Origin of the sequence: Pantoea sp. UBA4549 (genome assembly GCF_002387285.1) — a bacterium.
In the GTDB taxonomy this organism is placed as follows: domain Bacteria; phylum Pseudomonadota; class Gammaproteobacteria; order Enterobacterales; family Enterobacteriaceae; genus Pantoea; species Pantoea borealis.
Genome location: NZ_DGLH01000005.1, coordinates 300,485 through 319,681 on the forward strand (window position 1 = coordinate 300,485; position 19,197 = coordinate 319,681).

A 19,197-nucleotide genomic window follows, 5' to 3' on the forward strand; every position below is an offset into this window, starting at 1 on the left:
AGGCAACCTTGTATCTCCCTTCATTACAGGTAGTATATGAACCATATACACAACATATAAGGCACAGTCATGGGCATTGTGAAAATCTCCGATCTGATGCATGAAAATCTGCGTATCGCCAGCGGAGCATTGAGCCGCTCAGTTAATGCTCAGGCGGAGCACTGGATGAAGATGGGCATGCTGGCAGAGCTTTATCCCGACAAAGACCATCAGGCGCTGGTCCGGCTGCTGATGCGCGTTGAACGCGACGGAGGGAGTGACCTGGCAGCACTCTTAAATCATCCTGCATTTCTGACTCAGGAGAAGGCATCATGAATATTACGTTCCATAATGCCGCGGAAATTGAACAGGCGCGCGCCGCGGGTAATGCTGCTGCTGCCGTGCTGGCCATGATTGGACCTTATGTAAAGCCAGGTATCAGCACCGACGAGCTGGATCGTCTCTGTCACGATTACATCGTTGATGTCCTGAAAATCACGCCGGCAAATATTGGCTATCATGGCTATACCCGTACGCTCTGCACGTCAGTCAATCACGTAGTCTGCCACGGTATCCCGGGTCCGAAACGACTTAAAGAGGGCGATATCATTAATATTGATGTCGCGGTTATCAAAGAGGGCTGGTATGGCGATACCAGTCGCATGTACTTTGTCGGCCAGCCTTCAGTTCGCGCCAGGCGACTGGTGGATATCACTTACGATGCAATGATGGCGGGTATCAGCGTGGTGAAACCCGGTGCCCGGCTGGGCGATATCGGCGCAGCCATCCAGCGGGTAGCTGAAGGCGCAGGGTTCTCTGTCGTACGCGAATACTGCGGTCATGGCATCGGACGGATCTATCATGATGAACCACAGGTGCTTCATTATGGTACGCCCGGTAAAGGCCTGATGCTGGAACCGGGCATGATCTTTACTATTGAACCGATGATCAATGCCGGCAAAGCAGCGACCAGCGTATTGAATGACGGCTGGACGGTGGTAACAAGAGATCGCTCACTCTCTGCGCAGTGGGAACATACCGTTGCCGTCACAGATAACGGCTTTGATCTCCTCACGCCGTGGCCGGATGGCACCGGCAGCGACTCTCCGGTTCAGCGCTGAAGAAGGTTCATCGACTCAATCACCTCCGTCATCTGCTGAATCAGCATCTGTGCCGCGCGCGAAAGCTGCCGCGACGGTGCAGTGCATAATGCCAGCGTCAGAGGGCGCATGACGTTGTGCCGGAGCGGCACAAAGCTCAACTCCCCTTTTTCAACCTCAGTCATTACATCCAGCAGGCTCAGCACGCAGATCCCGCTGTTCTGCGCCACCAGCGTATGGATAAGACGAATATCATTACAGCCAATCACATTGTCAGGTCGGAATCCCTGCCGGTGGTAGAGCGCAGCGACCCGCTCATGAACAACCAGTGAGTCACCCGGCAGAATATGTCGCTCATGACTCAGTTCACTGAGTGAAATAGCATCACGGGTTCTGAGCGGATGCTGGTTATTCATGACCACGCCCATTTCCAGTTCAGCAAAAGCCAGCACATCGAGGCCGCTCTGGCCAGCCGGGTCGAGGATAAGACCAAAATCGATTTCAGATTGTCTGATCAGCTGGCTGATACGATGGCTGTTATCGACGGTAAGCGTCAGATTCAGCCAGAGATGCGTCTGCGCCATGACCGCTATCCGTTCGGCTATCCGGCCCCGGGTCAGAGACTGCACCATTCCCAGGGTAACAGTGCCGCGTTTTAGCCCCTGAATGTCATCGAACCGCTGGCGCGTAACGCGAAATTCACGCTGCCAGCGAGTGAGATCGCTGTAGAGCAATTCGCCGGCAGTGGTCATGCGCAGCCCTTCCGGCAGACGCTCAAACAGCGGCGTATTAAAGGAGGCTTCTGCCTGTAAAATTTGCCTGTTGATCGCAGACGCCGACACGTGCAGCTTTTCTGCCGCCTTACGCAGACTGCCGCTGCGGACGACCTCAGTAAAATAGAGTGCAAAACGGGAAAATGGGCTCATCGTGTACCTGTACACTTTTTTGCAACAGCAGACTGTAATCTTAGCGATGGATCGTAACACAGAAGCGTAATAACAATGTCCTGAGAAAGAGTACGTTTATCACGGTCTGTGAACTGATTATCAGGAGATGACTATGCCCGGCCCGACACCGCCTGCCCACTGCACTTTTGATCCTGAAGACTGGCTGCGCCTGGCGCGCCACTGGCATCCTGTTGCGCGCAGTGGTGATATCAGCAGCGCCCCGGTAAAAGCGACGCTGCTGGATGAACAGCTGGTGCTGTACCGGATCAAAGGAAACGTTGTAGCCGCCCGTGATATCTGTCCACATCGTGGCGTACCGCTGACGCTGGGTTTTCACGACGAAGAGGGCATTATCTGTCCTTATCACGGCCTGCGCTTTGGGGAAAATGGCCGGTGTAACCGCATTCCGTCGAGTCCGGACCAGCCGGTACCTGCCAAACTGCACCTTACCTCGTATGCCGTTGCAGAACGTTTTGGCTTGATCTGGGTTTGTCTTGCGCCTGACAGTGAACAGCCTGCAGCACTGCCGACGATGCCGCACTGGGATGAGAGCGGATTCCAGCAAATCAACTGTCCCGGGTTCGACGTCGCAGGATTTGCTGGCCGGCAGGTAGAAGGCTTTCTGGACGTCGCGCACTTTGCTTGGGTACATACGGATACATTTGCCGATCCGGCCAACCAGCTGGTGCCCGCTTATAATCCGGTTGAAACCGACTACGGCTTTAGCGTCGATTACTGGAGCTCCGTGAGCAATTTCGCTGCCGACAGCCCCTGCCAGGCGCCCGCTGGCTTTGAATGGCTGCGGCGCTTTGAGATGCATCTGCCCTTTACGGCCACATTAACGATTTTTTTCCCGGACGATGCCCGCCTGGTGATCATGAATGCGGCTTCTCCGGTTTCAGCCCGTCAGACGCGCATGTTTGCGCCTATAGCACGCAACTTTGATCTGCACATTCCTCCGGAAGAGGTGCACGCTTTTAACCTGCGCGTGTTTGAAGAGGATCGGCTGATGGTGGAGACCCAGCGCCCTGAACGCCTGCCGCTGGATCTTACGCTCGAGGCGCATATTCCGGCCGATCGCAGCTCGGTCGCGTACCGGCGTGGTCTGAAGCGCATGGGATTTGGTGAATTTTTTCTGGTCTGAGGGTCTGCGATGAACGAACTGATTACTGTGATCACGGACGGCATCTGGCGTCAGGGCCGCCGCAATCTTGGCGTCAGGCTAATGACGGCAGATGGGCAATTGTTGCCCGCATGGCAGGCAGGGGCGCACATCGATGTGCACCTGCCGTCGGGAATAATCCGGCAATATTCACTGACCGGACCGGAAAACAGACGCGACTGCTATGAAATTTGTGTGGCACTTGACGCGGATTCACGGGGAGGTTCGCGCTATGTACATGAAACGCTCCGCCCGGGTATGCAGCTTGCTATTTCTGCACCACGTAATCTTTTCCCGCTGGTTGCAGCAAAGAAAGTCATCTTGCTGGCCGCAGGCATCGGCATCACCCCCCTCTCAGCGATGGCGCAGGCGCTGGAAGCAACAGGCATCGCTTTTGAACTGCACTATTATCTCAGACAGCGGGGCGATGAGGCGCTTGCAGCAACACTGAGCCAGAAATTTGCGCATGGCGTTTGTCATTTCTGGTACAGCAGTGAGGGAGTCAGCGCACGCAATCATCTGCCTGCCGGTGTCGCACATTATCAGCCCGACGCACATATCTATCTGTGTGGTCCGCTGCCTTTCATGTCACATCTGCGGCTTCAGGCTGAAGCCTGTGGCTGGCCCTCCGGAGCGATTCATACAGAGGCATTTAAGGCTGCTGCACCACAGCAGGTTACCGGGCGGGGCGCGGCGTTCACGATAACGCTGGCGCGCTCGGGCAGAAGCTGGCTGGTTCCGCCAGATCGGTCAATTGCAGCCGTGCTGACTGAGCAGGGCGTGGAGGTTGCACTGTCGTGTGAAATGGGCATGTGCGGCGCCTGCCTGACACCCGTTATTGAAGGTCAGCCAGACCATCGCGACACGGTTCAGTCTGACAACGAAAAAGCGTCGCCCGCCCAGTGTGTCGCCCTCTGCTGCTCCCGCAGTCATACCGCCAGCCTGATTATCGATCTCTGAGTAGCCTGCTGCTGACCCGGCCAGCAGCCAGGCCTCCCCTGCCCGGGTAAAAGCACCTGCGATAACCCGACATTTTCAGACCTTATTTCTGTTCTGACCATTCATACCAGGACTGAAAAAAATAAACGAAGCGTAATAGAATGCCTGCACTCTTTTATTGCGTGATGTCATGCTGTGCATGGCTAATTGTCACAACTTTTCATCAAACCTTTTCAGGACGCAAAGAACGCTTTCCTTTATCGGAGTAAAATGCTAACTATTCTCCTGCGTAAGATTAAGATAACAGGATCGTTTAAAATCGATTCTTACTTAAACAAACGACCCGTCGTAAATTAAAAGTCAGGATAAATTCTGGCTTGAATATGGTAAAAACAGCGCTACATTTATTTTTGCCACAAGTCAGCATGAACAGAGAGGAAAAAATGCAGGATTCCAGCAATAACCCGGAAGAAGCTGAAAAAACCAAACCACGCCGCGGTGGTGCAGGTAACTTTGCTGCTAACAAAGAACGTGCTGCTGAGGCAGGCCGTAAGGGCGGTCAGGTCAGCGGCGGCAACTTCAGAAACGATCCTGAACGGGCTATTGAAGCGGGCAGAAAAGGAGGAAAAATTAGTCGTCGTAAGTAAACTTATACAGCATCTGATACCCCCTGCACTTCATTTAATCCTATAAATGACACTCTCCTGACATCGTTTACGCTTCGCTTAAGCGAAAGAATCGACCTGTCAGGAGAGTTATTTTTCATCCGGAGAAAAATTTTCGATTAAAAGTTGATCGATGGAATTTCTTTACCGCTTCGCTTTATTAACAAAACAAACACCCTATATTTCCTGGCTGATTTGTAAATGGCTTTTTTATTAGCCAGCAACATGACTGAATATATTTGTACAACGCACACCACTTTGTACACTTTTATTAAAGATATAAATTCATACTTCAACGTATTTAAAATAAGAAACGACATAACTCTATATTTAATAAAGAAAAATTGCATTTTTGATGCATCTTATCGTTACCTGCGCGAATGGCAGGTATTTCGTTTGAGGAAGCAGCAATGAGGTATGAGTGCAACCGCACGCAAAGTGTGACGTGCGCATTGCTGCTGACTATAGTTAATGTTCAGCGATGATAAGGGGGACTTTATGGCTGGTGGCTGGTCCGAAGATGGCGCAGTCCAGAAACAGATTGATGCAACGGTAGATGATGCTATTGCCCGGGCACGAAGTCATCTGAAGCAGGGTGAAAGTGCCCGCTTCTGCGATGAGTGTGGAGAACCCATACCCGAAGCGCGTCGCGCGGCACTGCCCGGCGTACGCTACTGTATCCAGTGTCAGTCTGAACTGGATAAGAAAGAGGCCAGCAGTAGCGGGTATAATCGCCGGGGCAGTAAAGATAGCCAGCTACGTTAGCTGGCTGAGGATGTTGTGACTCAGCTCCAGAGCAGGACGTTGTTACGCCCTGCCCGCTTGACCTGATAAAGCGCTTCATCCGCATGGCGTAGCCAGTCGCGCAGAGAATCAGCGCTGCTTGCCGGAGCGATACCGATGCTCACCGTGCAGTGATAATCGGGAGCGGCCGGTAAAACCACCTGCGCGATTTTTTCACGGAGTCGCATCGCCAGAGCCACTACGGTGTCATCACTGGCATGGTGAACGATAACGCTAAGTTCATCACCACCCAGGCGCGCAGGAATATCCTGAATACCAACATAATTACGCAGCAGAGCCGAGATCTCAGCCAGCAGAAAATCGCCTGCTTCATGTCCCCATGTGTCATTAACGGCCTTGAAATGATCCAGATCCAGCAGCAGCAGATAGCCGTTACTGTCACCACGCCGCGTACTTAAAAACTCACTCTCCAGACGTCGCTCAAACAGCCGTCGGTTAGGGATCTGCAGGCCCGGATCCATCAGGGCCACGCGCTCCAGTTCACGATTACGCTTACGCAGTTGCCAGGTGAGATTATAGGACGCAATACTCAGCGCCAGCATATAGCAGCTGGCCAGCGGCAGCGTCAGCCACACTGTTTGCATGGTAAATGCACTCTCTGCCCGTGCGCCATCAAGTATCCATACCGGTAAAAAAGAAACGATAAATGCTTTAACGGCTGATATCAGCAACGTGCTGCCGCCCGCCGCATAGCGATCGGAAGCCAGCACTGCCATGATAATGACGGAAGGCACCGGACTGAGCGACATCAGCGCCACCCAGATCCCGCCAAAAGCGGCGTCTAGCGTGAGATTACTACGTTCAGCGCTGGTCGGGTCTTCAGCGCGCAATGCACGCTGGCAGGCGAGCCATGGCCAGGCAAACGCATTAATGAACAGCAAACCGCTGTAAAACAGCTCACGCTGCATATCGAGCAGCACAGAAAGAACAGGGAAAAAACAGAGCACAGTGCCGAGCTGCCGCATAAAAAACATGCGCCGGACAAAACGTCTCGACCGTTTTTTCAGATGATCATCATCAGGGGTATAATAGTTCATTCTAAGAAAAGTCTGATCAACAGGAACCGCAGTTTATCGGGAAATAAGCGCAGGCGGCCAATTATTTTGACGCTGCGACTTTGTCGATTGAAGTTACTGCGCTTATGTAATTAAGCCTGTACCTTGCTGCGCATTGTAGTATCACTCTTTCATCAAAAAAATAGTGATAATTATCAGAGGCATAAATAAGGCGAACCTGTATACGTGCGATAAACATTGCAGTGTTCAGGCCGCCAGTACAGCCTGGCTTAAGAAAGCTCTTTTTTTTCAGATGGCGCGCTTACCACGCTATCTGAACAGTACCTGTTGGCGATTTCAGGCTGAAATCGCCGTTAATCATAGACTTACCACTGAGTCGCCTGCATATCAATGACGAAACGATAATGCACATCGCCGCGCAGCATACGGGCAAATGCCTGTTCTATGTCGCATCCTGTAATGATCTCAATATCCGCCACAATATTATGCTGACCACAAAAATCGAGCATTTCCTGCGTTTCCTGTACGCTACCTATCGAAGAGCCAGTGATGCTCAGCCTGCGGAAAACCATTGGCGTTATATCAGGTGAGATATGAGGCCGATCCGGAATGCCTACCAGCACCATGCGTCCATTGGTTTTCAGCGTAGCGAGATAAGGATTAAGATCGTGTGGCGCTGCCACGCAATTGATAATGATATCCAGTGAAGTCTGACAGGCCGCCATCTCCTCCGCATCCCGTGATACCACTACCCGACTGGCCCCCAGACGCAGTGCGTCGTCGCGCTTGGCTGCAGAGGTAGTAAACAGGGTGACATCTGCTCCCATTGCACAGGCCAGCTTAACCGCCATGTGTCCAAGTCCGCCCAGCCCGACCACGCCCACGCGGTCTCCTGCTTTGACGTTAAAGTGGCGCAATGGCGACCAGACCGTAACACCAGCGCAAAGGAGCGGTGCAACGCCTGCTGGTGACAGGTTTTGCGGAACAGCGACCACGAAGTGTTGATCGACAATTACGTTTTCAGCATACCCTCCCCATGTGGTACCGCCGGTATATTTGTCGGTTCCGTTATAGGTCGCAGTAAAACCTGCTTCGCAGTATTGCTCTTCATGCTGCTGGCAGAAATGACAGGTCCGGCAGGAATCGACCATTACGCCAACGCCAACCAGATCGCCGGGCCTGAATTTGCTGACGTCATTGCCGGTCTCTATTACCCGGCCAACGATCTCATGGCCCGGTACCAGCGGATACTGGCTGACGCCCCATTCATTGCGCGCCATATGCAAATCAGAATGGCAAACGCCGCAATAAAGCACCTCGATTTTCACATCCTGGTGTTGTAACGGACGCAGAGCAACATTGTCAGATGTCAGGGGAGCGGTTGCATTATGCGCAACCAGTGCATTGATTTTCATTGTGCCTCCGGCAAAGATGGCTTAATAAGTTAAGAGGCGGCAGACTATAGTGAATGCGAAAAAAAATTAATAGTAGGCACCAAACGGTGACCTTATAAGGAGTCAGGTAATGCCAGCCTGGGAAGAGGGTAAACTGGTTTTTTATGCGGATTCACCCCCGCGCAGACTGCTGGAACTGTTCTCTGTCAAATGGAGCACAATGGTGCTGCATGCGCTTTATCACTGGCCGGATCACTGTGCCAGAACCGGCGAATTACAGCGCAGTCTGCAGGGCATATCGAAAAAAATGCTGTTTCAGACGCTAAAGGCACTGGAACAGCGCGGGCTGGTTGAACGACGGGAGTACGCGGTTACGCCAGCTAAAGTCGACTACCGGCTTACCCCGCTGGGAATGACCTTTGCCCGACCGGTAGAGGAGATGTACGCGTGGGGGCTTGAGAACCAGGCCGCGCTGGACAGTATGGAAGCCAATCTGCACGCAGCACAGCTTAACGCAGAGTCAGAGGAGTAACAGAGTCGCTGCCGGCGACTCTGTCTGACAGAGTTAGTTAAACGGCGTTTCCCGGGCCAGCAGGCGCGCAATGACGTTAAGTGCGCCCTCTTCATTATTATTCTGCGTACGATAACGTGCGACTGCCGAAACCGACGGGGCGGCGTTATCCATGGCAAAGCTGTAGCAGGCCTGCCGCAACATCTCTATATCGTTTGCACTGTCGCCTATCGCCAGCACTTCACAATCATCAATGCCCCACTTTTGCTGCAGCATTGCAATGCCATGCGCTTTATGACAGCCCGGAATGATCAGATCAATAAAGCCAAATCCGCTGGAGACCGGATGCATGATGTTCTCAATTGCACTCAGCTCGTGATGCAAACGCGTCATCAGCGCCTCAACACCTTCATGCTCCAGATTCAGTGAAAATTTAAATATGGTGTCATCGATGCTGCTCAGATCGTCGCGCTTTTCCAGCCGGCGATAATGATTGCTGAGCTTATTGACGATATGTTCAGGCATCGAAGTATGCACATAGGCGCTGTTACGACCGCAGACCACGACGCTGATATCAGGCTCTTTTGCCAGAATAGTGAGGATCTGCTCTACCCGCTCAGGCGCCAGCTCTCCGCAAAACAGCTCTTCATTGCAGTCTGAAACCCAGGCTCCGTTTTCCGCGACGAAAGCGATCTCATCCTTGATGTCAGGAAAATAGTGCTGCAGCTGATAATACTGATTGCCGCTGGCCACAACAAAGCGGATCCCTTTCTCTTTAAGCAGTGCATACTGGCGGGCAAAACGCTGCTGATTATAGTGCTTGTTGTCATCAAGGAAGGTGCCATCCATATCTACTGCAATCATCTTAACTGCCATTATTCTCTCCCGTATTGAATCTGTCGTCAGCGCGTCCGGCCTGTCATAAAGTATAAGCTTACTCGCGACATGGATTAATGAGAATGGTAATAGTGAGGATGCTCACTGCTTTCAGAGATTTCTCGCTGGTGAAAGCGGAGTACCTTCACCCTTTACTGATTACAGTGAATGAGACGAGTGATGCAGCAGTGCGAGACAGGCAGAAAAGGATGCCGGCGGCGCGTTAAGGCCGCCGGACTGAATCAGTGATTATCAGGATAGCTTAGCGTAATTGCATCATCAGGCAGATGCGTAAAGGTCTTAACCAGCTGATGGTAATCGGCTACCGGATTAAGCGCTGCAAACTGTTGCGGATAGAGATCCTTCGCCAGAATTTCCATGCCGATGATATTCCAGGGGTGATTGTAGAAATGGTGATAGATGCCATAAACACGGTCCTGCTTAACCGGTTCAATCTGTGCCACGCCGGTACGGTGCGTCAGGGTCTGGAAGGTCGCGGTAACGTCCTGAGGCTTAACGTCGTAGCCAAACGGCAGGACATTACTGTTCGGGCGCTTTGAGCCAGTCATGATATAGACGTCTGGCTTCATCGCGATGATTTTTTCCAGCGAGACAAATCCTGAATTACCCGGTAAAAGTGCAGAGCCAATGTTTTTGCCCCCTACTGCTTCAATCAGGCCGCCCCAGCCATTATGACTGTGCGTAAAACAGCAGTTGTCACTGTTACCGGCAATGGGCTCAATAAACACGGTCGGTTTTGTTTCAACGCTTTTTACAGTGTTTGTAATGGCCGACATTTTTTGCTGATAGAAGGTTGTATAGTCACGGGCTTCATCTTCACGATTGAGGATCTCTCCAATCAGTGAGACGCTTTTGGCCGTATTCTGTGCCGGATGGAGTTCATAGTCAACAAACACAACCGGTATATGCAGGTTTTCGAGCGTCCTGATCACGCCAGACTGAATCAACGCCGGTTTTGCACGTAACTGTGCAATCATGACATCAGGGTGCTGCGCCAGCACGCTTTCAAGATTAACCTTTCCCTGATCGTTGAATCCCATATCAACAATTTTTTCCGCCTGCGGCCAGCGTGTCTTCAGCATTTGCCAGGTTTGCGTGTCCTGCTTTTTGGGCAGGTTATTCCAGGCCACAACGCGTTCAAAAGGATTGTCACGATCGAGCAGGGCAAGCGTCAGTACATCACGCCCATCCTGTAAAATAATATGCCGGGGCTCTTTAGAAAACGTATGTTGCTGTCCATCCAGATCGGTGATGGTCAATGGATAGGTGGTGGCTGACGCTGATACTGCTACACCCAGAGTCAACACCATGCCGCACAGAACTTTCATTTGAACTCCCTTCTTTACTGAATAGTAATTATTATCATCTAATTTATCATAACTCTGAAGGCTCAGGCAGGTTACGTATGGCTGCGGTTGTAACGGAATGCGTCATCTTCCGGTATCTCTGTTTGCCTTCTTGCGCATAAAGGGGAGACCAGAAGAATGAATCAGGACGTTGATTGTTGAGAGGGGTTCACAAATCTGTAAATCCGCAATGCGCGCTGGCAGAGTTTACTATCGTATAACCTGAAACAGTGGCGATTTCAGGCTGAAATTATTAGCAGAACTCCAGACGGGACAATGACTTAGACATGAAATTGCAGTGGCGAACGTTAAAAGCCGCCCGCAGGCGGCATGGTTACTGCTCCAGGTATTTAGCAAGCGTGCTGCTGATCACCTTGTCCAGTTCATCCTGAAGCTCTTTAGGCTGGCGACTGAATTCATAACTGAAGGTTCGCCCTTTGGATTTTTTCCGGGCATACCGATCTTTATCGGCAAAGTTCCAGAGCGGCGTCGTGACGATTTTCTCTTTTCCAGGCGCCTCAAGCAGGGCATTACTGCCATTGCGCACCAGACGTAGAATCGCATTTTTGATTTCATCCTCAGCCAGTCCCTCTTCAGAGGCAACATCATCAATATCTGCACTGATCGTCTCAACCAGCGTTGTTATGCTCTGTTGTTTCTCCTGCAGCTTTTCATACGCCTGAAGCAGCAGCTTATAGTCCGGATAGGCGAGTTCAGCATGGTTAGGAAACAGCATAATCAGTTCAGCTGGCACGCTCGCTGCCTGTAAAGCGCGCGTCACTTTCGCTTGTGACAGCCCCTGTTGTTCAGCAATCTCTTTTTGCGACAGACCACTCTGCTTTAACGCAAGCAGACGCAGGCCGACTTCGCGCAGATTGTGCTCACGCGCGGTCTGAATATCCTGAGCCAGACGACGCGCCTCTTCGGCAGAGATATCTTCATCAGTCACCAGTATGCTCAGGCCCGTTTTGCATAAAAGCGCGGCTGCACGACGGCGCGATCCATCAAGCACCTCGATACGGTCACCGCGCTTTACCCCAATAGCGGGAAAAAACTGCTGCAGTTTAATTGTACGAATAATGTCACGCAGAGATTCTGGCGTCAGGCCCGACTGGTCACGCCCATTCGTCTCCTGCACAACAAATGTCTTTGTTTCCACATCGCGGGCAGAAACGTGCTGAAGTGAGAACAACGCACGCTTGCCGGTATTCAGCACAAACGTTTGCGTATGTTCTGCAGCCTTATCTTCATTTTGCAGAGGTGACTGGCTGAAAGTACGGCCAATAGTAATGCGTTTTGCGCTCATCTTAACCTCAGTTCAAACGAATAAATTCAATACGGTCAAATACGGCTTTGGCAAAATCCTCCGCAGCTGAACGGGCGTTTTTCAGGGCCTCACTGCTGCCTACATAGGTAGAAGGATTCGCTGAAATAACCGTATCAAACGACTCACCACAGCGCTCAAACCCATCAAGCCGCGGCAGGGCGGCATCCAGCATATCACCGCCGAAAATCTCTTTAGCCAGGCTGTGGCACATCTTATGATCGGCTTTATTGGAGAGCTTTGACATAAAACCAATATTGCCCTGCAGCCGGCACTCAGCCCCTGAGGCTTCAATAATCCCGACCAGCTCAGGCAGTCGGGTGAGATATTTGAGCGTTGAATGAAAATCGACCTGTGCCGGGGGAACGGGCGTCATCAGCAAATCAGAGGCAGCAATCGCATTTTTGAGGAAGGCATCCAGATGCGGACCACTGTCGATAAAAATAAAGTCATAATCTTTTTTCAGCTTCGCTACAACGTTTTGATACAGCACGGCGTGCACGTTCTGACCAGGCAAATGCTCGTGACAGAGCTCCTCCCAGCGTGAAGCAATAAACGCATCATCAATGGAGGCCGGCAGCACATCTACGCCCGGAATGATAGAAGGCACGATGAAATCGCTTTTCAGCTCTTCTCCGCTGACATTCTGTAGCATCGCCTGCGCGGCGGTAGCCTCAACCAGTCCAACAGAACGTTCATGATTCAAAAACATGGTGGCAGAGGATTGCGGATCGAGATCGATGACCAGAATGCGTAAATCTTCAAACAGCAGGTGCGGATGGGCCCGCAATGCATGCGCCAGGGAGACGGTTGAAACCGTTTTAGAGACGCCGCCTTTCAGATTGCCTACGAAGAGGGTATACGCTTCAGCGTGACGATCGCGATATTTAGGCACGCCCCGGTGATGGTAGATATCGACAATATTTTCAATCGACATTGCATATTTGGTGGAACTGCCGGCAGCGCGTTTATCAAACACGTAGCCGTTTTCTTCCATCTCATTGACCGCATAATCAACGCTGGCGCGCGTCAGTTTGGGCAGTTTGGCCAGTGCGGCTTTCGCATAGACCTGATAAAACGTGTTTTCTTTGAGTTCTTCTTTTTGCGCCTGAATCTGTTCGGTGAGACTCATCAGCATTCGTTCTGAACGTTGAGCAACCTTCAGAATCTGCTTCTCATCATTAGCCATACCTGCTCCACACATGTAGGATTTATGACTTTATACTTAAATCCTGCACATAAGGCAATTACTTATCCTGTAAACCAGATTGCTCAATTATAGGTACAGAGTGAGTTGCTCGCAGCGTTCACTGTGATCAGTAACTGCTATCCGTACAGACAATAGCGTTCACTGTAATCAGTAAAAGCAGGGCTGCGGCCAGTCCGGGCGGGAAGCACACGCCTGAACATTCACTGTAATCAGTAAATGGCGATGCTGGTGTTCACTGTAATCAGTAAAAGAGCCGATAACGGTTTGCCTCGCATACCGTATGCAGGAGAGGAGAGCGTTCTGCGTCAGCGTAGTGAGCCTGAATAATCCGGCATGTTCACTCTAATCAGCAGCTGACTGCAGGAAGAGAAGAGCCTTTTCTTCAGCATTCACTGTAGTCAGCCGATCCCGATGAGTTAATCCTTCAGGCAAAAACGTTCACTGTAATCGGGAGAACGCGATGCCGCTTCCGGTAAAACCAGAGACACCTTAACCGCATACCGTCAGCACATTCACTGTAGTCAGTAGCCGGGCGGTCAGTTTTGCCATAAAAGAGTGACTATTCACTGTAATCAGTAACGGCACACTATCCTTCTGCTATCAGCATTCACTGTAATCAGGAGACTGGCCAGAATCCGCCCCGGGCGACCTGCGTGACAGCGGTATACCGGGCTTTATGCCCTGTTATGTTTGGATACCGTAGCCGTTCTTGCTCTCGTACTGATTACAGTGAACAGCAGCATTGCACTCTTTTCACTGGTGCGGGCAGGGCAGGGGGTATGGTTAGACATTCACTGTAATCAGCAGCCGCGATCGAAAGAGGCTGCCCAATGATGTATGTTAGTACTTACTATCAATATAGCCCGCAGCAAACGCAAAACGTAACCGGCTGTTTAGCCAGATCAACATAAATCTACTGCTTATAGTGAACGTTACTGACTACAGTGAACAGGCGAGGACAATGCAGAATTGAGACACTGATTAGCGCTGCACGGCAGGCGCAGCGCAGCAGCGGGAAGACGTTTTACTGATTACAGTGAATGCCACCACTATTCATCAAAATCTATCTCGTCCAGCACATCGATGCTCTCCAGATTTCCGATGCCATCCAGCTTGGGCGTCCTGCTGTGGATGATGAAAAACACTGAACGTCCGCGCTTAACCTCAGAGTAATCAAGATAGCCTATCTCTTTCAGCTGCTCCATGGCACGACGCACCACATGGTTCTGCGTGGTGGTCTTTGAACCCAGATTAAGACGCATACGCAGTCGTGCCAGCGAAATAGGCGCCGGATTGACAGGAAGGCTTTCCAGATAGGTATAAAGCGCCTGCGCAGACTCTTTACGTTTCAGACGCGAAATGGCCCGCAGCTGAAGCAGAACTTTGTGATCAAAGTTATATAACTCAAACAGCTTCGGATCGGCCTGAATACGAACCAGATCCTTTTCCCGATCGTAATAGGCAGATTGCACAAGGTGCGTGTGATAAGCCTTGCCGTTGCCTTCAAAGGAGAGCGTATTGGTTGCAATACGCCGTAAAGAGGCATCCAGGCGCCTGCGCAAAGCTGCAGAGGAGTTAGCTGACGGAATACCACACATCTTAACAAAATCGATAAAAGGCAGCGTAACCGTGTCGCCTTTCGTCGGATAGCGTGAGAAAGACTGAATAATACCTGCCCAGGTTTTAAAATCGTTATCCATATCCAGCCTCGCGCCGGTTATAGTGATCTTTTCATATCCTTCGGCTTTCACCAGTGACAGGTTTTTCAGCTCTTTTGTCGCATCAGTAGACGCCATAGCCCCTGATTTGCCACGAGCAGTGGATTTAAGAGTAGGAACAAACAATCCCAGACGCATCAGTGCCACAGGCTGAACCGTATTATTCTTGTTAGGATGAAGCTGGATAACTTCACCGCTGTTTTTTGTCACCGACAGAAAAGGTTCCAGTAACGCCTTGTTTTTACTCTCGTTGTCTGCCATGGCATGAGATCTTCATTTTGTGGATGAAAGGGATCGTTTTCTGACTACAGTGAACATTAGCACTGATTATAGTGAACATTCCACAGAGTATAGTGAATATAGCACTGATTACAGTGAATGCTTTACTGATTATAGTGAACAGCATCACCCTTTGAAGCCTTGTGTGGCGCGGCCTGCGGCGATCGGGGATCTCTTAGGATCTATCTTTGATCTCTTTATGATCTCTTATTAGGATCTGGTTTATGTATAAGTGGATAACTCAGGATCCGGCGATACATCGTCTCTGTGCAGTTGCTTTCAATATAAGAATAACTTGCTCAATATTATTCATTTTATATCAATAGTAATCGGGCGTATCGTGATACACATAATCAACAGCAATGTACTGAGGAATTCTGATGACTGACCATGTGATTTCACGCAATCCTGCAACGGGTGCCATTCTCGCAACGTATCCGCTTCAGACCCCCGGGGAACTTGATCACTCCCTTGCACAGAGTGCTAAGGCTGCTGAGCTGTGGCGTAATACACCGATTGAACAGCGTGTAAAGGTACTGCGCCAGTTGGGTGAACAGCTGCGTCAGCGTCAGGATGAGCTGGCAACCATGGCCACACAGGAGATGGGAAAACCGCTCGCTCAGGCACGGGCAGAAGTGCTGAAATGTGCCAGCTTATGTGACTGGTATGCTGAAAATGGTCCGGCCATGATTGCCGACAAACCGGCTCCGGTAGAAGGTGAGCAGGCGTGGCAGTCATTCAGACCCCTGGGCGTCATACTGGCTGTTATGCCGTGGAATTTTCCTTACTGGCAGGTTCTTCGTGGCGCTGTCAGCATGCTTCTTGCCGGCAATACTTATCTGTTAAAACATGCACCGAGCGTAATGGGGTCAGCTTATCTGATGGCTGAACTGTTTGAGGCAACAGAGCTGCCGCAGGGTGCTTTCACCGTTATCAATACGGACAATGAAGGCGTTTCTGCGGCGATAAACGATCCGCGCGTTGCAGCCGTTGCAGTCACCGGGAGCGTACGCGCAGGTGCCGCTATCGCAGCACAGGCCGGCGCAGTACTTAAGAAAACAGTGCTGGAGCTGGGAGGGGCCGATCCCTTCATTGTACTGGCCGACGCCGATCTTGACGCTGCCGTCGCTTCAGCCGTTATCGGCCGTTATCAGAATACCGGACAGGTCTGCATGGCAGCGAAGCGCTTTATTATCGAAGAGAGTATCGCGGCTGAGTTTGAAGCACGCTTCAGCCAGGCTGTAGCCGCGCTGAAGATAGGCGACCCGCTTGATGAGCAGACCTTTATCGGTCCGATGGCACGTTACGATCTGCGCGATGAGCTGGATGCACAGGTACAGCAAACGCTTAAAGAGGGCGCCCGCCTGGTACAGGGTGGCCATAAAATTGATGGTGAAGGGAATTACTATGCCCCTACCATTCTGGCTGACGTCACGCCGGAGATGACAGCATTTCAGCAGGAAATTTTTGGCCCGGTAGCGGCAATCACCACGGCACGTAATGCTGAACACGCGCTTGCCCTGGCTAACAACAGCGATTTTGGCCTGAGTGCCACGGTCTGGAGCCGCAATGAAACAGTGACCGACTGGCTGGCAGAACGCCTGGAAACGGGAGCAGTGTTTATCAACGGTAACGGCGCATCCGATCCGCGCGTCGCAATTGGCGGCGTAAAAAAGAGTGGTTATGGCCGTGAGCTTTCCAGTTTTGGCGTGCATGAGTTCTGCAATATCCAGACAGTATGGAAAAACCGTCGCTAACTGCCCTGAGGCGCGCAATACTGTGCGCCTCACGATTTTCAGGCAGCCACTAATATGAAGAGTCCGGGCATTATTATCCTTGCAGCAGGGCGGGGAACTCGTTTTCAGCAGGCGGGAGGAAAGGGCAACAAGCTGCTTGCCATCTGTCCTGACAACACCGGTGCACTTCATCCTCTGCTCAGTATGACGCTGCGTGCAGCGCAGCGCAGCGGCCTGCCGCTTCTGCTGGTAACACGACCTGAATATACCGCAATACAGGCGCTGGCTGCGGCGCAGGCGATACCGGTGCTGTGTGTCAGCAGTGCAGGCAGCGGTGAGACTATTGCTGCTGCCGTTCACGCCACTCCGCACTGGTCTGGCTGGCTGATCCAGCCTGGCGATATGGGCTGGGTCACTGCAGACGATCATCAGCGTATCGCCAGCACGCTCTCTGAAGGCGCCTTCCAGGTCCGTCTTTGCTGGCAGGACAAACCCGGCCATCCGGTCGGCTTTGCAGCAGAATATGGCCCGGCACTGGGTCAGTTAAAAGGGGACAGCGGCGCCCGCTCGCTGCTTGATCCCGCCCGCCTGTTACGTTTGCCGGCGCACGCTGGCGTTGTCCGCGATGCCGATCTCCCCGTTACCGGTACTCCGTTCGCTCCCCACAGGAAATAGTGGCGCAGGGTGATAATTACCGCTACTCTCGCGCGGTCATATTTATGCGATCGGGTAACATAAACCCGGTTGACAGTTCCTGTTCAGAGTCATGATATGCGGAGAGAGTGATGAGCGCAGTATCCGATCCTTCAGTAATTCAGTCGCGGCGGGAGAGTGCCGCTATCTATCGAAAAATAACGTTAAAACTGATCCCCTTTCTCTGCCTGTGTTATCTGGCAGCTTATCTTGATCGCATCAATATTGGCTTTGCCAAACTGCAGATGGCAAGCGACTTAACGCTAAGCGAAACAGCGTTTGGCCTGGGGGCGGGGCTGTTTTTTGTGGGTTACATTCTGTTTGAAGTGCCGAGCAACCTGTTCCTGCAACGCACCGGCGCCCGGATCTGGATCGCGCGGATCATGATCAGCTGGGGAGTGCTCTCCGCGTTAACCCTGCTGGTGAAAACGCCGGGCCAGTTCTATACGATCCGCTTTTTACTGGGGGTGGCAGAAGCAGGGTTTCTGCCGGGCGTGCTGTTTTATCTGACCCGCTGGTTTCCCTCATGGCGGCGTGGCCGCATTATTGCGCTGTTTATGCTGGGACTGCCACTTTCCAGCATCATTGGCGGGCCGCTTTCTGGCTGGATCATGACGCACTTCGACACACTGCACGGGCTGCATGGCTGGCAGTGGCTGTTTCTGCTGGAGGGCCTGCCGAGCATCTTACTGGGGCTGATGACGCTGCGCATGCTGCCGGATGGCCCGGTGCAGGCATCCTGGCTGAGCACGCATGAAAAACAGGTCATTGCTGATGAGCTCCGCAATGATGCGGGCGAAGCGGCTGAAGCGAAACACCGGTTACGGGATGGCCTGCTTAATCTGCGGGTGGTGATGCTGGGCGGGATTGATTTTTCCATACTGCTCAGCGCTTACGCCATGGGCTTCTGGTTACCCACGCTGCTGAAAAAAGCAGGCTCAACCGATCTCACCACGATTGGGTATCTCACGGCGATACCAAGTCTGGCCGCGCTGGCTGGCATGCTGCTGATTGGTGCCAGCTCAGATCGGCTGCGTGAACGCCGCTGGCATATCATTGTCCCTTTTATCATCGGTGCAGCCGCAATGGCCTGCAGCCCGTTCTGGAGCAGCAATGTGGCTGTGACGGTGCTGCTCTTTTCTATTGCACAGGCGATGATCATTGGTGCCGTGCCGGTTTTTTTCAGCCTGCCTGCGACTTTCCTGACCGGTACTGCCGCCGCCGCTGGTTTTGCGCTCGCCTGCTCCATTGCCAATATCGCGGGCCTGGTCAGTAATTCCGTTATGGGGATTGCGCTGGATATGACCGGCAGCAGCGACGGGGCGTTGTGGCTGTTTGCTGCCTGTTTATTGCTAAGCTGTCTGCTGGTGCTGGCTCTGCCGGCAAAACTGGTTAACCGGTAATCGCCTTTAAGCGCGCCTGTTGCGGGCGCGCTTTACTGATTACAGTGAACGTTGCTCACACAGTTAGTCAGGCT

Annotated in this window: 18 protein-coding genes; 10 read left to right on the forward strand and 8 right to left on the reverse strand. The window is 52.0% G+C overall.

Annotated elements, in window-relative coordinates; genetic code table 11:
* Window positions 1-69 precede the first annotated feature (69 nt).
* The gene (locus B3041_RS02600; protein WP_065647575.1) at window positions 70-315 is read left to right on the forward strand and encodes a ParD-like family protein; all 246 of its coding nucleotides are present in this window, start codon (window positions 70-72) and stop codon (window positions 313-315) included.
* Window positions 312-1,100 carry a type I methionyl aminopeptidase gene (gene map, locus B3041_RS02605; protein WP_292968936.1) on the forward strand — a complete coding sequence of 263 codons (789 nt, stop codon included), beginning with the start codon at window positions 312-314 and terminating at the stop codon, window positions 1,098-1,100. The genes B3041_RS02600 and map overlap by 4 nt, the downstream gene beginning before the upstream one ends.
* On the opposite strand, the gene B3041_RS02610 is transcribed toward map, so the two are convergent.
* Window positions 1,091-2,005, reverse strand: a complete 915-nt coding sequence (locus tag B3041_RS02610) for a LysR family transcriptional regulator (protein ID WP_065647573.1) — start codon at window positions 2,003-2,005, stop codon at window positions 1,091-1,093. The genes map and B3041_RS02610 overlap by 10 nt on opposite strands.
* A gap of 127 nt (window positions 2,006-2,132) precedes the next feature.
* On the opposite strand from B3041_RS02610, the gene hpxD reads away from it, so the two are divergent.
* The 4 genes from hpxD to B3041_RS02630 all read left to right on the forward strand — a co-directional run bounded on the left by hpxD (window position 2,133) and on the right by B3041_RS02630 (window position 5,557).
* Window positions 2,133-3,170, forward strand: a complete 1,038-nt coding sequence (hpxD, locus tag B3041_RS02615; protein ID WP_065647572.1) for a molybdenum cofactor-independent xanthine hydroxylase subunit HpxD — start codon at window positions 2,133-2,135, stop codon at window positions 3,168-3,170.
* 9 nt (window positions 3,171-3,179) lie between these two features.
* Entirely contained in the window at window positions 3,180-4,148 is a 969-nt protein-coding gene (locus tag B3041_RS02620) for a PDR/VanB family oxidoreductase (RefSeq protein WP_065647571.1), read from the forward strand.
* 422 nt (window positions 4,149-4,570) lie between these two features.
* Entirely contained in the window at window positions 4,571-4,774 is a 204-nt protein-coding gene (locus tag B3041_RS02625; RefSeq protein WP_040113773.1) for a general stress protein, read from the forward strand.
* Window positions 4,775-5,290: 516 nt separating this feature from the next.
* Entirely contained in the window at window positions 5,291-5,557 is a 267-nt protein-coding gene (locus B3041_RS02630) for a DksA/TraR family C4-type zinc finger protein (RefSeq protein WP_065647569.1), read from the forward strand.
* A 20-nt stretch (window positions 5,558-5,577) separates the two neighbouring features.
* On the opposite strand, the gene B3041_RS02635 is transcribed toward B3041_RS02630, so the two are convergent.
* Window positions 5,578-6,633, reverse strand: a complete 1,056-nt coding sequence (locus B3041_RS02635) for a diguanylate cyclase (protein WP_065647568.1) — start codon at window positions 6,631-6,633, stop codon at window positions 5,578-5,580.
* Between the two features lie 344 nt (window positions 6,634-6,977).
* The gene (locus B3041_RS02640) at window positions 6,978-8,027 is read right to left on the reverse strand and encodes an NAD(P)-dependent alcohol dehydrogenase (protein ID WP_065647567.1); all 1,050 of its coding nucleotides are present in this window, start codon (window positions 8,025-8,027) and stop codon (window positions 6,978-6,980) included.
* A 109-nt stretch (window positions 8,028-8,136) separates the two neighbouring features.
* On the opposite strand from B3041_RS02640, the gene B3041_RS02645 reads away from it, so the two are divergent.
* Window positions 8,137-8,538 carry a winged helix-turn-helix transcriptional regulator gene (locus tag B3041_RS02645; RefSeq protein WP_065647566.1) on the forward strand — a complete coding sequence of 134 codons (402 nt, stop codon included), beginning with the start codon at window positions 8,137-8,139 and terminating at the stop codon, window positions 8,536-8,538.
* A 33-nt stretch (window positions 8,539-8,571) separates the two neighbouring features.
* On the opposite strand, the gene B3041_RS02650 is transcribed toward B3041_RS02645, so the two are convergent.
* The 5 genes from B3041_RS02650 to B3041_RS02670 form a co-directional block, all read right to left on the reverse strand.
* Window positions 8,572-9,393, reverse strand: coding sequence for a Cof-type HAD-IIB family hydrolase (locus B3041_RS02650; protein ID WP_292968941.1), 822 nt, complete (start codon window positions 9,391-9,393; stop codon window positions 8,572-8,574).
* Between the two features lie 242 nt (window positions 9,394-9,635).
* Window positions 9,636-10,742, reverse strand: a complete 1,107-nt coding sequence (locus B3041_RS02655) for an ABC transporter substrate-binding protein (RefSeq protein WP_292968943.1) — start codon at window positions 10,740-10,742, stop codon at window positions 9,636-9,638.
* Window positions 10,743-11,094: 352 nt separating this feature from the next.
* A complete protein-coding gene (locus B3041_RS02660) occupies window positions 11,095-12,066 on the reverse strand; it encodes a ParB family protein (protein ID WP_065647563.1) in 972 nt (323 codons plus the stop codon).
* 7 nt (window positions 12,067-12,073) lie between these two features.
* Entirely contained in the window at window positions 12,074-13,273 is a 1,200-nt protein-coding gene (locus tag B3041_RS02665) for an AAA family ATPase (RefSeq protein WP_065647562.1), read from the reverse strand.
* A gap of 1,070 nt (window positions 13,274-14,343) precedes the next feature.
* On the reverse strand, window positions 14,344-15,273 hold the full coding sequence (locus B3041_RS02670) for a RepB family plasmid replication initiator protein (RefSeq protein WP_065647561.1): 930 nt from the start codon (window positions 15,271-15,273) through the stop codon (window positions 14,344-14,346).
* Window positions 15,274-15,671: 398 nt separating this feature from the next.
* Here B3041_RS02670 and B3041_RS02675 point away from each other — a divergent pair, with 398 nt between their 5' ends.
* The 3 genes from B3041_RS02675 (at window position 15,672) to B3041_RS02685 (ending at window position 19,123) form a co-directional block, all read left to right on the forward strand.
* Window positions 15,672-17,048, forward strand: a complete 1,377-nt coding sequence (locus B3041_RS02675; protein ID WP_292968947.1) for an aldehyde dehydrogenase family protein — start codon at window positions 15,672-15,674, stop codon at window positions 17,046-17,048.
* A gap of 54 nt (window positions 17,049-17,102) precedes the next feature.
* Window positions 17,103-17,702 carry a nucleotidyltransferase family protein gene (locus tag B3041_RS02680; RefSeq protein WP_292968949.1) on the forward strand — a complete coding sequence of 200 codons (600 nt, stop codon included), beginning with the start codon at window positions 17,103-17,105 and terminating at the stop codon, window positions 17,700-17,702.
* 110 nt (window positions 17,703-17,812) lie between these two features.
* Window positions 17,813-19,123: an MFS transporter gene (locus B3041_RS02685; RefSeq protein WP_065647558.1), complete on the forward strand. Its 1,311-nt coding sequence runs from the start codon at window positions 17,813-17,815 to the stop codon at window positions 19,121-19,123.
* Window positions 19,124-19,197 lie beyond the last annotated feature (74 nt).

What these genes read in the sequence shown, in the direction of transcription:
- B3041_RS02600 (WP_065647575.1), top strand. Translation starts at nt 70, where the DNA reads ATGGGCATTGTGAAAATCTCCGATCTGATGCATGAAAATCTGCGTATC.
- map (WP_292968936.1), top strand. Translation starts at nt 312, where the DNA reads ATGAATATTACGTTCCATAATGCCGCGGAAATTGAACAGGCGCGCGCC.
- B3041_RS02610 (WP_065647573.1), bottom strand. Translation starts at nt 2,005, where the DNA reads ATGAGCCCATTTTCCCGTTTTGCACTCTATTTTACTGAGGTCGTCCGC.
- hpxD (WP_065647572.1), top strand. Translation starts at nt 2,133, where the DNA reads ATGACTATGCCCGGCCCGACACCGCCTGCCCACTGCACTTTTGATCCT.
- B3041_RS02620 (WP_065647571.1), top strand. Translation starts at nt 3,180, where the DNA reads ATGAACGAACTGATTACTGTGATCACGGACGGCATCTGGCGTCAGGGC.
- B3041_RS02625 (WP_040113773.1), top strand. Translation starts at nt 4,571, where the DNA reads ATGCAGGATTCCAGCAATAACCCGGAAGAAGCTGAAAAAACCAAACCA.
- B3041_RS02630 (WP_065647569.1), top strand. Translation starts at nt 5,291, where the DNA reads ATGGCTGGTGGCTGGTCCGAAGATGGCGCAGTCCAGAAACAGATTGAT.
- B3041_RS02635 (WP_065647568.1), bottom strand. Translation starts at nt 6,633, where the DNA reads ATGAACTATTATACCCCTGATGATGATCATCTGAAAAAACGGTCGAGA.
- B3041_RS02640 (WP_065647567.1), bottom strand. Translation starts at nt 8,027, where the DNA reads ATGAAAATCAATGCACTGGTTGCGCATAATGCAACCGCTCCCCTGACA.
- B3041_RS02645 (WP_065647566.1), top strand. Translation starts at nt 8,137, where the DNA reads ATGCCAGCCTGGGAAGAGGGTAAACTGGTTTTTTATGCGGATTCACCC.
- B3041_RS02650 (WP_292968941.1), bottom strand. Translation starts at nt 9,393, where the DNA reads ATGGCAGTTAAGATGATTGCAGTAGATATGGATGGCACCTTCCTTGAT.
- B3041_RS02655 (WP_292968943.1), bottom strand. Translation starts at nt 10,742, where the DNA reads ATGAAAGTTCTGTGCGGCATGGTGTTGACTCTGGGTGTAGCAGTATCA.
- B3041_RS02660 (WP_065647563.1), bottom strand. Translation starts at nt 12,066, where the DNA reads ATGAGCGCAAAACGCATTACTATTGGCCGTACTTTCAGCCAGTCACCT.
- B3041_RS02665 (WP_065647562.1), bottom strand. Translation starts at nt 13,273, where the DNA reads ATGGCTAATGATGAGAAGCAGATTCTGAAGGTTGCTCAACGTTCAGAA.
- B3041_RS02670 (WP_065647561.1), bottom strand. Translation starts at nt 15,273, where the DNA reads ATGGCAGACAACGAGAGTAAAAACAAGGCGTTACTGGAACCTTTTCTG.
- B3041_RS02675 (WP_292968947.1), top strand. Translation starts at nt 15,672, where the DNA reads ATGACTGACCATGTGATTTCACGCAATCCTGCAACGGGTGCCATTCTC.
- B3041_RS02680 (WP_292968949.1), top strand. Translation starts at nt 17,103, where the DNA reads ATGAAGAGTCCGGGCATTATTATCCTTGCAGCAGGGCGGGGAACTCGT.
- B3041_RS02685 (WP_065647558.1), top strand. Translation starts at nt 17,813, where the DNA reads ATGAGCGCAGTATCCGATCCTTCAGTAATTCAGTCGCGGCGGGAGAGT.